This is a genomic window from Peribacillus saganii, assembly GCF_003429095.1.
Taxonomy (GTDB): domain Bacteria; phylum Bacillota; class Bacilli; order Bacillales; family DSM-1321; genus Peribacillus; species Peribacillus saganii.
Genome location: NZ_QVTE01000080.1, coordinates 1 through 12,604 on the forward strand (window position 1 = coordinate 1; position 12,604 = coordinate 12,604).

Here is a 12,604-nt window from a genome sequence, read left to right on the forward strand (position 1 = left end):
TAATTGCCGACTGTCACAGCAACCATCCCATACAAAAACAATCCCCCATCCCAGCAAAAAATTTTTACTGAAACAGAGGATTGTTATCATTGTTAATTCCATTAGTACCAACCGCGCTTTACTGAATCTCAGCTGTGATGACTTCACTGCCGAAGCTGGTTTCTTCTTCAACACGTTCGATGTCTGCACCAAGGGCAGCCAGCTTGCCGTGAAAGTTAACGTAACCACGATCAAGATGCTTTAGTTCTGTAACGCGTGTAACGCCTTCAGCGACCAAACCAGATAGGATTAATGCTGCTGCCGCACGTAAGTCAGTTGCTGCGACTTCAGCTCCTTGCAGGTTGGATGGTCCGTTCATGATAACAGAACGGCCTTCGATTTTGATATCGGCATTCATGCGGCGGAATTCTTCCACGTGCATGAACCGGTTTTCGAATACTGTTTCTGTAATCATGCTGGTGCCTTGTGCGCAAAGCAGCATAGACATCATTTGTGATTGCATGTCTGTCGGGAAACCTGGGTGAGGCATTGTCTTGATATCAACAGCCTTCAGCTTTTCAGGGCCAATGACGCGCAAGCCTTCCGCTTCATCCTTAATGGTTACTCCCATTTCTTCCATTTTTGCAATAAGTGAAGTAAGGTGCTCAGGTACTGCACCTTTAACCAGCACATCCCCGCCCGTAATTGCAGCAGCTGCCATAAATGTACCAGCTTCAATACGGTCTGGAATGATATTGTGTTCAACGCCGTATAATTTTTCGACACCTTCGATTTTCATAGTGCCAGTTCCAGCGCCCTTGACTTTTGCTCCCATTTTATTCAGGAAGTTTGCAAGATCTACAATTTCAGGTTCTTTTGCTACGTTTTCAAGAATGGTTGTTCCTTCTGCAAGGGTAGCAGCCATCATAATGTTTTCTGTAGCACCTACGCTAGGGAAATCAAGATATACTCTTGCTCCCTTTAGTCTGCCATTGACTTCTGCTTCGATGAAGCCATTGCCCACCTTTACCGATGCACCCATGGCTTCAAAGCCCTTTAGATGCTGGTCAATTGGCCGGGATCCGATTGCACAGCCTCCCGGAAGAGCAACACGGGCTTTTCCGTTTCGTGCGAGGAGTGAACCCATAACCAAAACAGATGCACGCATTTTGCGGACATACTCAAATGGCGCTTCCTCTAATAATGGAGCAGAAGCATCTACTGTAACTTGATTATCATAAAAAGTAACCTTAGCATTCAGGTTGCGTAAAACTTCATTAATTGTATATACATCGGACAGTGTTGGCACATCTTTAATGATACTTTTCCCATCACTTGCTAATAATGTTGCAGCGATAACCGGCAAAACGGCGTTTTTTGCTCCTTCTACTTTAACTGTTCCGCTTAGCCTTCTTCCGCCGCGGACGATGATTTTTTCCAAAAGTATTCCCCTCCGCGTCCAATTTCTCTATATTAATATTCAAACGGGATGATGGGTGTGCCAACTACAAATGTCGTCTTCCCACTCAATCCATCTGTTCGTAAAGCTATTTGCAAATTCAAATTTTCTTTAGTTAAGTATTGCCTAAACATCGGTGTATGTGCTGAAACTGAATAAAACCGATCCTCTTTCAAGCTTTCAACTTCCTGAGCATGGAAGAGGTCCAGGAGTTTTCTCACTTCATGAGAAAAAACCTTTTCCATCGTACCATCCATCTTTCCTGATATACAAGAGAAAATTGATGGATTTCCGTGAAATATGTCTTTTATTCTAGTTTGGAATGTCTTAGATATTAACTCAGTCGACCCTTCGTCCCATTTCTCACCCTTCACCTCATATATAATATACGAAGCTGAACCGTTTTTTGTGAGGGCAGAAAGAATTTGAATCGACTCTTGTTGACTTTTTTCGACATGCCGCAGCACAGCAGTAGCCTTCAAACCGTGTTCAGTTTGTTCGACCTTCCAATTGAACGCTGGAAAAAGTTTACTCATGTCAGAGACTTTTTTATTAAAATCCTGTTCTGACTTGATTAAAGTTTTTTCCCTTGCGATAACTGACCATTTGTTTAATGTAAGCCGTTCATCCTGTTTAAGGTTATCCGCCATTGCCAATATATCAATCTCGTTATTTGCCACAATCGTACTATTCCCAATACAGAACATTGCAAAACCAATAAATACCATGTATGTAAAAAAAGTTGCCGTATGTTTTTTCACGATAACCATCTCCTCTCCTTATCCATTGTTGCCATAAGGAGAACGAGCATACACAGCTTTCTTCGTCAGATTTTGACAAAAGTTGATGCCATACTTTTCCTATTAATCTACCAACACGTTACACAATTCACAAACCTGGTAAACAAAAATTTTATTCATTTTTATAAATATAAGGAAGCTGGTTTGACCAGAGAAGATAATCCAGGAAGAAATTGCTGACTGATGAACCAATCGCAATTGTTAACAGGATATAAAGCAACCGTGCCTGCATAACTGCCCGTGTTTTCAGCAATTTATCAAAATGCAAGGCTTGCAGCGCCCACCATGTCAAAGCTATAAATAACAAGTGAACGATAATTCCTGTTAATGCCTGTTGGCCAATGCCAGAGAACATTGACATACCTCCTTATAGGATAGCGAATATGCCCTATCACAGACGCTTGTTAATCGTCATGGGCAACGGACATCCACTACAAAATTCCCGTTTATAATTGTAACACAAGCTAGCTGGCTATTTGTATCCAAAACTTAGTAAATTATAAAAATGGTACCAGTTACCCATTTTGCTGCCTTCCTTTTAAATTTCTATTAAACAAAAAACTCCCTACACAGCCTTACGCTACGAAGGGAGTTTTAAAGTATTGATTACTATTGAAGAAAATCTTCAAAGCTTCCAAAGTTGGTGTGCAAGAAATCAAAGGCTATGTTTGGTGCGAGTCCAAATAATACTGTTCCGCCTATGCACAATACCAGGACAAACATAATTCCGCCTGGCACTTTTAATTTTTCGGTTGGCAATGCTGGCCTGAAAAACATTTGTGTCATGATGCCAAAATAGTAAACATATGAAATGACTGTTGCTCCGATCATGATTGAACCAAGTACATAGTGTCCTGGATCTGCCGAAAAGGCTCCCATAAATATTGTCAGTTTTCCGATAAATCCTGCGGTTCCCGGAATTCCAGCCAGTGAAAGGATGAATATTGCCATCGCCACCGCAAGAACTGGTGAGGTCCGGTAAAGTCCAGCAAACCTGGAGATATCCTCCGAACCGGTTTTATCTGTTATCAGTTGGATCACAGCTAAGGCACCCAGATTCATAAATAAGTAAGCAACTAGATAGAACCAGACGGCATCGAATGTAAAGTAGCCAAGCACCGCAATCGCCACAAGAATATAGCCTGCATGGGCGATACTTGAGTAGGCCAGCATCCGCTTGATGTTCCTTTGTCGTAAAGCAATTACATTTCCGACTACCATGGTAATACCAGCAAGGAAACCGATATAATCGCTATTTCTTTCCAAGAAGGTGAGTGCACCTGTTTCATCGGATGGTGTCATTAAGAATAAGGATATTATGATTCTTAGCAGGATGATAAATCCCGCCGTTTTTGATACGACGCTTAAGAATGCAGTAACCGGTGTTGGTGAACCCTGGTAAACATCCGGGGCCCACATATGAAATGGAACGGATGCTAATTTAAATGAAAGACCGACCAAAATCATAAAGAATGCAAGGCCTAATAAATACTGAAATTGACCATCAAACACGGCTGACATTGTGCCGCTCATTTCTATTAAATTGGTTGATCCGGTCAGTCCGTACAGATAGCTCATACCAAATAGTGTGATGGCTGTGGAAATTCCGCCGTTAATCACATATTTCATTGCTGATTCGTTTGAAGCAAGATTTTTCTTGCGGAACCCTGCTAATATGTATGAAGAAATAGACAATAGTTCAAGTCCAACAAACAGAGTGATTAAATCACCGCTTGAAGACATGACCATCGCACCTAACAGCGCAGCAAGGAACAAATAATAAAACTCGCCTCTGTTTTCTGCCATACCCTCTTTTGGGCTAAAGCTTTCAGCCAGCAGGATGACCAATGCTGCTCCGACAAGTAAAAGCAGCTTAAATGCTTTGGCAAATGAATCAAGCCTAAAGGTGTCATGAAGGATTGAGGTAACCTCCAGATCAAACAGGCTTATTAATGTAATAATGGCAAGTATAATTCCTGCCAGTGCAATCCAAGCAAGCGACTTTCGGTTGTATTGTTTTGGCAGGAACAGATCAAGCAGGGAAAGGAGAGTAACTACACCAAGGATGATAAACTCCGGCATCATGGCTCCCCATTCATATGAAAGCATTGTTTCTAGATCCATCGTTCATCACCCTCCTATTCCTATCATTATTGCTTCAACAGCACCCTGAAGCGGTCCGCTTAATATACTTGGAAAAACTCCAATTAAGACAATCAGCAGAAGCAGCACAAGGACTGGAGCCATTTCAATAGCCCGTATGTCACTTTTTTCAGCCGGCAAAGGGACAGGCTGTTTGGCTGTTCCAAAAGTAATGCCAAGAACTGCGCGGAGTAAATAAACCGCGGTTAAAATAATGCCTATTGCACCAATTCCGGCAAGAACCGGTTCTTCTTTAAACAAGCCTAGAAATGCCATAAACTCACTAACAAATCCGGACATTCCAGGCATCCCAAGCGATGCCATCCCTGCAGCAAGCAGGAATCCGGAGGTTAACGGCATGATTTTGGCCAATCCGCCCAGCCTATCAATGGATGATGTTTGAACTCGCTCATACATAACCCCGACAAGGAAGAAGAGCAGTGCAGCAATTAGACCGTGAGAAACCACCTGGAAGATGGCCCCTTGAATTCCTGCCTCATTCAGGGCCCCCACCCCAATCAGGACGATACCCATATGAGATATTGATGAATAGGCCAATACCATTTTAAAATCTGTTTGAATAAGGGCAAGGAATGCACCATACAACAGATTGATAACACCCAGAATCGCCAAATAAATGGCGATTTTCTGAAATTCCTGCGGGAAAATGCCCATACCGAAGCGAATTAAACCGAAAGCTCCAATTTTCAGCAGTACTCCTGCATGCAGCATAACGATTGATGGCGGTGCCTGGACGTGAACTCGCAGCATCCATGTATGCAGCGGGAAGATCGGAAGCTTAATTCCAAATGCTACTAACAGTGCAATTAAAAGTGCATACTTCATTACCCCGGATATAGGTGCAATCAGCGACACTCCGCCTACGGTCATAATGTAGCGCAATGCTTCAATATTCGATGTTCCTGTCCGTGCAAAAAGAACCATAATAACAATTAATAGAATCGCAGAACCTAGACCGTTGTAGATTAAAAAGCTGTACGCCGCTTTTTCCTTTTCCAGGTACCCCCACTTTCCAATCAAGAAAAACATTGGAATAAGGGTAATTTCGAAAAAGATAAAAAACAAGATCAGGTTTTGCGAGGTAAACACACCAAGCATTCCTACCTGAAGGATTAAAAATAAAATAAAATACCCTTTCCATTCCTTTTTGATATGAATGGAAGCGATTGCCGCAAGTGTGGATAGTACTGCCGTCAGGATAACCATAACAAGGGAAAACCCGTCCAGAGCAAGTTCAAAGTCCACCGCAAACAGTTTAGGATCATATTGTTTTAGATTACCAAACGTGAACCATGCTTCTTTTATCGCAAAATCAGAGAGCTCAGTGCCCGCTTTATACTGAACATATAGGAAAAGCGAGAGTAATAGGGATGGCAATGTTGCCAAAAAGCCAACTATTTTAATCGCTTTTTCTTGATTTTTAGATAAGAAAAACAGGATTACAACACCGAGAAGGGGGGAAAATATCAATGATGGTAAAATGAACGAACTCATAGGATATACCCCCCTGTTAAAACAAAGATTACTAGCAGGATCGCCAAGCCAAGGAATGCAGCCATTCCATATTGCTGAACCTGCCCCGTTTGAAAGGCTGAGCCGGTTTTGCCAAGACGCCTGATAACTCCAGTTACGGCGTATATTAGTCCCTCCACAACAAAGCGGTCGATAAAGGATAAGAAAAGGCTGATAGCTTTTGTGATACTTACAATCGTAAATTGATAGATTTCATCAATAAAGTATTTATTATAGAGGATGCTGTGCATTGTTGAAGCTTCCCCTCCAAGAAAGTCTCTTGAAACCGAGCGCTTTCCATAGACAAGGTATGCAAGTAAAATCCCTGCCAAAGAAACAGCAGTTGCCGCAATCATGATCCATGCGGGGCCTTCGATATGGCCGTGGCCTAATGCTTCGTTGCCTTCTGTCAGCCAATCTCCCAGGAACGTGCCAAACCACGGAGTGTTTACATATCCGCTAATGACTGCCAGGATACCCAACACAATCATTGGAATTGTCATTATGCCCGGTGATTCATGTGTGTTAGAGTGATTGCTTTTCGATTCACCCGTAAATACCATAAAGAAAAGGCGGAACATATAAAAAGCTGTAAAGAAGGCCGCAATCAGCGCGAGCCAGAACAATCCAAAATTACCGTGTTCCCAAGTGGCAATCAAAATTTCATCTTTACTGAAGAATCCTGAAAAAAACGGAACTCCGGAGATAGCCAGCGTTCCTATTAGAAATAACGGCCCTGTTATCCGCATTTTTTTCCAAAGACCGCCCATTTCCTCGATATTTTGGGTGTGGACAGCATGTATGACACTTCCTGCTGCGAGGAAAAGCAGCGCTTTAAAAAATGCATGTGTCATTAAATGGAAAACGCCAGCTGCATACCCTGCTGAGCCCAGTGCAAGCATCATGTAACCGAGCTGGCTGACAGTTGAATAAGCCAGTACGCGTTTGATATCCTTTTGTACAAGGCCTATACTTGCCGCAAAGATGGCAGTAAAGCCTCCAATTACAGCCACAGTCAGCATCGCTGTATCGCTTGCTGAAAAAAGCGGGAACATAGCGGCTACCAAATATACACCTGCAGCAACCATTGTTGCCGCGTGGATTAGAGCCGAAACAGGTGTCGGACCCTCCATCGCATCAGGAAGCCATGTATGCAGCGGGAATTGACCTGATTTACCAACTGCACCGACAAAAATAAAAAGTGAAGTCAGCGTAATCATTCCTGCAGAAATATCCCCTGCTGAAACAGCTTTAAAAATTTCATCGTATTCAAAGCTGCCAACCTGCCAGAATAATAGAATCATTCCAATTAAAAGGCCGACATCCCCGATTCGGGTCATAATAAAAGCTTTTTTTGCTGCCTGTTTTGCTTCCTCTTTGAAAAAGTAGAACCCGATTAATAAAAATGATCCAAGCCCGACGAGTTCCCAGAAGAAATATAGCTGAAGCAAATTCGGTGAAATGACTAAACCAAGCATCGCAAAGGTAAACAGTCCCAGATACGCGTAAAAAATCGGGAATCGTTCATCTCCGTGCATATATCCTTTTGAATACATATGTACCAGAAAGCTGACAAGCGATACGATCACCAGCATTAAAGCATTTAATTGATTCACTTCATAACCCGCTGTTAATTGAACATCCCCTATTGTTAGCCATGTGGCTTCGGCTTTATATGTTGGCGCTGTGAAACGGTCGAACAGTACCAACAACGAATAAAGCAACGAGACAAACGTCAGCATCATACCGATGTATGCACTCGATTCCTTCATTTTCCTGCCGAATAGAAGAAGGAACAAGAACGAGAATAGCGGGAAAAGCGGTATAATCCAGGCATTCTCCATCATCGTATCAAATCCCCTTCTCATCATGCGAAGGTGCCTGAGGGCAGGCTCCATAACATGCATTTTATCCATCTAATAGAAACACACAAACTCATGCTCAGCCGCCTGTCTTAGGTTCACCAGATTTTAGTTCAACGAAGGTTTGCCGCGATTTTTGGCGGCAGGCAGCATAAGGCTGTTGCGGCGGTCAAGTACGACAGCCTCAAGACTCCTAAATCTTGTATCCTAAACAATGATGGCTGCTTGTGTTAGCCTCTTCTATTAAAATGATTAATGAAACTACTAAATTCAATGCTTCATTGTATCCATTTCGTCTACATTCACTGTACCGCGATTACGGTATAATGCCATGAGAATAGCAAGTCCAACGGCAAACTCTACAGCTGCAACTGTAATGGTGAACAGCGAAAAAATTTGTCCGGTTATGGAAGGTGCCACCCCGAATTTACTAAATGCAACCAAGTTAATATTGACGGCATTCAGCATCAGTTCAATTGATATCAGGACAATTACTGTGTTCCTTTTCGTTAAAGCTCCATACAGGCCGATGCAAAATAATACAAGCGCTAAGACGAGATAGGCTGAAAGAGGTACTGTGGTCATGATCGGTCACCCTCCTGTTCATCCTTTTTCGCCAGGATAATCGCGCCAACTAAACCTACCAGCAGCAGCACGGATGTAACTTCGAAAGGAATAACATATTTGGAATATAACGCAAGACCGATTTGTTCTGTATTGGACTCATGAAGCGCGGAAGGCTGAACCGGAATATCAAGGTTGTAAATGCCGAAATACACAGCGGCTGCGAATCCGGCAATCCCTAAAAATGTAAATATCCTTCTTGCAGCGCTTGCCTTCGGTTCACCCGAATCATTATGGCGGGTCAGCATGATTCCAAAAAGCATAATGATCGTAATGGCTCCTGAGTAAATCAAGATTTGGACAACCGCCACGAATTCAGCAGAAAGGATTACATAAATACCGGCAATACTGATAAAGGTGAAAACCAGCGCTATCACCATGTGAACAACCTTGGAGAGGTTAATCAGCAGCATTCCCCCGATAATGGCGACAAGTGAAAGAGAAACAAACGCCAACAACTCACCTGAAAGGCTCATGCTTTATTTACCTCCCTGATGTTCTCATCATTTTCATCGAGCCACTCAAGGTTTTTAAAAAGAATATCCCTGCTATATTCGGCCAGTTCGAAATTATTGGTCATGACAATTGCTTCAGTAGGGCAGACCTCTGTGCATAAATCACATAAAATGCAAATCTCAAAGTTTATGTCATATGTATCTATGATTTTCCCTTTTTTCGTAGGATCCGGATGCTTCTTTCCTGTTAATTGAATGCAATCCGTAGGACAAATTGCTGCACATTGGTTACAAACGATACACTTTTCTGGATAAAACTTTTGTATGCCGCGAAACCTGTCCGGCAATGGCAGCGGTTCATTCGGATATTCATAAGTAAACTTTTTGCGGGTTAAATTCTTAAGAGTATATTTCAAACCCTTTGCCAATCCAAGCATTTTCTGTCACCCCTTGCTTTGGTGTTTCGCCAGTGCTCTGGCGGCTCCCCTCATTGTTCGTCTTAGAGGGGCTTCCTGCTTAAAAGATATGCATCTTCTTTCCATATTACCTGTATATATTTCCAAAGGCAAAATGATGGACAACCCTGTTCAACTTTTATTTATTTAAAATAGCTTCAATAGCTCCTTAAGCAGAGCAGTAAGAAAAATATTGGCCAATGCAACCGGCAGCAATACCTTCCATCCAAACTCCATCAGCTGATCCGCCCGTATACGCGGAAACGTCGATCTGATCCATATTAGCACAAATATAATAAGGCTAAATTTAAGTGCAAACCATACAGCACCTGGAATAAACGCTAAAAATGGCAGCGGATGCCACCCTCCTAAGAATAGAACTGTTGTAAGGGATGCCATCGCGAAGAGATACACATACTCAGCAAGCATAAAAAATGCCCAACGAAACCCGGAATATTCGACATGGAACCCGGCAACAAGCTCAGACTCTGCTTCAGGCAGGTCAAATGGTACCCGGTTCAGCTCCGCTATGGAGGCAATCAGAAACACGATAAACCCGATTGGCTGCAGCACAATAAACCAGACATCCTCTTGCGCAGCCACAATATCATTCAAATTAAGGCTTCCGGCTAATAAAATTACGCCAATGACAGACATCACCAAAGGTATTTCATAGGAAATCATTTGGGCTGCTGCCCGCATTCCCCCAAGCAGGGCATACTTGTTATTGGATGCCCATCCGCCGGCAACGATGCCGACTGTTGAAATGCCGGAGATTGCAATGTAATACAGCAATCCCACTCCGATGTCCGCAAACTGGAACTTATCGGTGAACGGAATGGTCGCAAGCACCATAAAGGCCGGAGCAAATGCAATGACCGGAGCGATGATAAATAACGGTCTGTCAGCCAGCTTTGGAATTGTATCTTCCTTTAGCAGCAGCTTCAATACATCTGCTATCGTCTGAAGCAATCCCCATCTTCCACCAACCTGATTGGGACCCATCCGCATCTGCATAAAGCCCATAACTTTCCGTTCTGCAAGTATCGCATATGTAACAAAACCCAATACTACCATTAGAAGGACAAATGCCAGGAGAAAGAAAATTCCAAAGTTGAGAATGCCAGGCGACGATTCAAGCAAACCATTGATCATTATCCATCAACCTCCCCTAACACAATATCGATTGCCCCCAAAACAACAATCAGGTTTGCCATATTTTCTCCCTTTAGCAGCTTTGGAAGGATTTGCAGATTGTAAAAGGAAGGCCTGCGGAATTTAAGCCTGTATGGCTCTTTTTTCCCGTCCGAAGCAATATAGCAGCCAATTTCCCCGCGCGGCGATTCAATCCTTACATAGGCTTCCCCTTTTGGAGCTTTAATGATTTTTGGAACTTTGGCAAGGATATCACCTTCAGCAGGAAACTGCTCTACTGCTTGCTCAATGATCTTAAGGGATTGTTCAATTTCTTCCATTCGGCATTGGTATCGTGTCCACGCATCCCCATTCTGCCTTGTTGGCACATCAAAATCAAAACGGTCATAAATCGAGTATGGTTCATCCTTGCGAAGATCCCACTTTACACCAGTACATCTTAAATTTACCCCGCTCAGTGAGTAATTTAAGGCGTCCTCTTTTGTGTACTTGCCTACTCCTTTAACGCGATTCATAAAGATTTCATTTCCTGTCACAAGCTCGTGGTAGCCTTTTAGCTGTTCACGCATGTAAGGAACAAATTCCCGAACCTTCTCAATCCAGCCCTCTGGAGCATCCCATTTCACTCCGCCAACTCTCATATAATTAAAGGTCAGACGGGCCCCGGACAATTCATTTAATAAATTAATGATCATTTCCCGTTCCCTGAAGGCAAACAAAAATGGACTGGTCGCACCGATATCCAGCAAAAATGTACCCCACCAAACAAGGTGGCTTGCAACCCGCCCTAATTCCATTGTCAAAACCCTCAGGTATTCAGCTCTATCAGGTATTTTTATTCCCATCATTGTCTCAACAGCATGGCATAGCACATAGTTATTCGTCATGGCCGACAAGTAATCCATACGGTCTGTATAAGGGATGATCTGTGTATATTGCAGATCTTCAGCAAGCTTTTCCGTTCCTCTGTGCAAGTAGCCAATTACCGGCTTTGCCTCCGTAATGATTTCTCCATCTATTTTGACGACAAGACGGAAAACACCATGTGTACTTGGATGCTGAGGTCCTACATTTAGCAGCATTTCTTCTGTGCGTATCATCTGCTACACCTCCACATCATATGGCTCATAATCTTTGCGAAGCGGATGTCCGACCCAATTCTCTCCCAGCATGATTCTGTGCAGGTTTGGATGGTTTGAAAAATGGATACCAAGTAAATCATACGCCTCACACTCCGGCCAATTGGCTCCCTGCCATAGCGGCACAAGCGAAGGAATAACAGGATTGTCCCTGTCCAGCTTTACCTTTATGGCAACCGGATGGCGATGCTTGTATGAATATAAGTGAACATATACTTCCATATGAGTCTCAAAATCGCTGCCATGAAGCTCTGAAACATATTCAAATGACAACTGTTCATTGTACTTTAAAAATTCAGCGATCTTATAATATGTATTCGGTTTTGCAACTAAAGTGGGAACATCCTTTGACAGCGGGTTGAGGTATGCATCTTCCAGCACATCGTTTCCGATGTTCTGCCTAATTACCTTCAGATATTTATCCAGCAGATGCTGGTTTGGAGATTCTTTCGTTTCTTCCGGTGCAGCTTCCTCTGAGACGTCTCCTGCAGCTGCTGCTTTTGCCCTTGCCGCGGCTGCTGCTTTTGCCTTGGCGGCAGCAATAGCTTTCGCTTTCATCTTCTCCGGATCCTCTTCTGCGCCTTCTGTTCCACCCTGCTGTTTAGCCAGTGCAGCCGCCTTGGCCTTTGCTGCAGCTGCCGCTTTTGCTTTCGCTGCGTCAATTGCTTTTTGTTTTTCAATATCCGTGCCTTCTTCGGCTGTACTATTTGCTTCCTGAGCCTTTTTCTTGGCTAATGCAGCTGCCTTTGCTTTTGCCGCTGCAGCTGCTTTCATCTTCGCTAATGCGGCGTCATCACTTTCTTCTGCCGGACCTTCTGTTTGTTCCTTGGCTTTCATCTTCGCTAGTGCGGCCGCTTTTGCTTTTGCTGCAGCCGCTGCTTTTTTCTTTGCCAGGTCGGCATCGTCACTTCCCTCTGACGGGGCTTCTGCCTCTTCCTTTGCTTTCATCTTCGCTAGTGCGGCTGCTTTTGCTTTGGCAGCTGCAGCTGCTTTTTTCTTCG

12 protein-coding genes are annotated in these 12,604 nt (G+C 43.4%); all 12 read right to left on the reverse strand.

The genetic code is table 11. The features are described from left to right. Positions 1 to 118: 118 nt before the first annotated feature. Positions 119 to 1,420: a UDP-N-acetylglucosamine 1-carboxyvinyltransferase gene (murA, locus tag D0469_RS20710; RefSeq protein WP_117328604.1), complete on the reverse strand. Its 1,302-nt coding sequence runs from the start codon at positions 1,418 to 1,420 to the stop codon at positions 119 to 121. Positions 1,421 to 1,452: 32 nt separating this feature from the next. Beyond that, positions 1,453 to 2,199 (reverse strand): YwmB family TATA-box binding protein, encoded by a 747-nt coding sequence (locus tag D0469_RS20715; protein WP_158553614.1) that lies wholly within the window; start codon positions 2,197 to 2,199, stop codon positions 1,453 to 1,455. A gap of 151 nt (positions 2,200 to 2,350) precedes the next feature. Next, on the reverse strand, positions 2,351 to 2,593 hold the full coding sequence (locus tag D0469_RS20720) for a DUF1146 family protein (protein WP_117328606.1): 243 nt from the start codon (positions 2,591 to 2,593) through the stop codon (positions 2,351 to 2,353). Between the two features lie 254 nt (positions 2,594 to 2,847). Next, a complete protein-coding gene (nuoN, locus tag D0469_RS20725; RefSeq protein WP_117328607.1) occupies positions 2,848 to 4,362 on the reverse strand; it encodes an NADH-quinone oxidoreductase subunit NuoN in 1,515 nt (504 codons plus the stop codon). A 6-nt stretch (positions 4,363 to 4,368) separates the two neighbouring features. Continuing rightward, positions 4,369 to 5,895 (reverse strand): complex I subunit 4 family protein, encoded by a 1,527-nt coding sequence (locus D0469_RS20730; RefSeq protein WP_117328608.1) that lies wholly within the window; start codon positions 5,893 to 5,895, stop codon positions 4,369 to 4,371. Then, positions 5,892 to 7,760: an NADH-quinone oxidoreductase subunit L gene (gene nuoL, locus D0469_RS20735; RefSeq protein ID WP_117328609.1), complete on the reverse strand. Its 1,869-nt coding sequence runs from the start codon at positions 7,758 to 7,760 to the stop codon at positions 5,892 to 5,894. Before nuoL ends, D0469_RS20730 begins: the two co-directional genes overlap by 4 nt. Positions 7,761 to 8,045: 285 nt before the next feature. After that, complete coding sequence (gene nuoK / locus D0469_RS20740) at positions 8,046 to 8,360, reverse strand: NADH-quinone oxidoreductase subunit NuoK (RefSeq protein WP_117328610.1); 315 nt, start codon at positions 8,358 to 8,360, stop codon at positions 8,046 to 8,048. Next, entirely contained in the window at positions 8,357 to 8,875 is a 519-nt protein-coding gene (locus D0469_RS20745) for an NADH-quinone oxidoreductase subunit J (protein WP_117328611.1), read from the reverse strand. Before D0469_RS20745 ends, nuoK begins: the two co-directional genes overlap by 4 nt. After that, positions 8,872 to 9,291 carry an NADH-quinone oxidoreductase subunit NuoI gene (gene nuoI, locus D0469_RS20750; RefSeq protein ID WP_117328612.1) on the reverse strand — a complete coding sequence of 140 codons (420 nt, stop codon included), beginning with the start codon at positions 9,289 to 9,291 and terminating at the stop codon, positions 8,872 to 8,874. The genes D0469_RS20745 and nuoI overlap by 4 nt, the downstream gene beginning before the upstream one ends. A 165-nt stretch (positions 9,292 to 9,456) precedes the next feature. Beyond that, entirely contained in the window at positions 9,457 to 10,464 is a 1,008-nt protein-coding gene (gene nuoH, locus D0469_RS20755; RefSeq protein ID WP_117328613.1) for an NADH-quinone oxidoreductase subunit NuoH, read from the reverse strand. After that, positions 10,464 to 11,564 (reverse strand): NADH-quinone oxidoreductase subunit D, encoded by a 1,101-nt coding sequence (locus D0469_RS20760; RefSeq protein WP_117328614.1) that lies wholly within the window; start codon positions 11,562 to 11,564, stop codon positions 10,464 to 10,466. The genes nuoH and D0469_RS20760 overlap by 1 nt, the downstream gene beginning before the upstream one ends. 3 nt (positions 11,565 to 11,567) lie before the next feature. Continuing rightward, positions 11,568 to 12,604, reverse strand: a 1,037-nt coding sequence (locus D0469_RS20765; protein WP_117328615.1) for an NADH-quinone oxidoreductase subunit C, incomplete at its 5' end; no start/stop codon positions are given.

Bases quoted from the DNA above. Each gene is read 5' to 3' on its own strand.
- D0469_RS20720 (WP_117328606.1), bottom strand. From the start codon at position 2,593: ATGTTCTCTGGCATTGGCCAACAGGCATTAACAGGAATTATCGTTCAC.
- nuoN (WP_117328607.1), bottom strand. From the start codon at position 4,362: ATGGATCTAGAAACAATGCTTTCATATGAATGGGGAGCCATGATGCCG.
- D0469_RS20730 (WP_117328608.1), bottom strand. From the start codon at position 5,895: ATGAGTTCGTTCATTTTACCATCATTGATATTTTCCCCCCTTCTCGGT.
- nuoL (WP_117328609.1), bottom strand. From the start codon at position 7,760: ATGATGGAGAATGCCTGGATTATACCGCTTTTCCCGCTATTCTCGTTC.
- nuoK (WP_117328610.1), bottom strand. From the start codon at position 8,360: ATGACCACAGTACCTCTTTCAGCCTATCTCGTCTTAGCGCTTGTATTA.
- D0469_RS20745 (WP_117328611.1), bottom strand. From the start codon at position 8,875: ATGAGCCTTTCAGGTGAGTTGTTGGCGTTTGTTTCTCTTTCACTTGTC.
- nuoI (WP_117328612.1), bottom strand. From the start codon at position 9,291: ATGCTTGGATTGGCAAAGGGTTTGAAATATACTCTTAAGAATTTAACC.
- nuoH (WP_117328613.1), bottom strand. From the start codon at position 10,464: ATGATCAATGGTTTGCTTGAATCGTCGCCTGGCATTCTCAACTTTGGA.
- D0469_RS20760 (WP_117328614.1), bottom strand. From the start codon at position 11,564: ATGATACGCACAGAAGAAATGCTGCTAAATGTAGGACCTCAGCATCCA.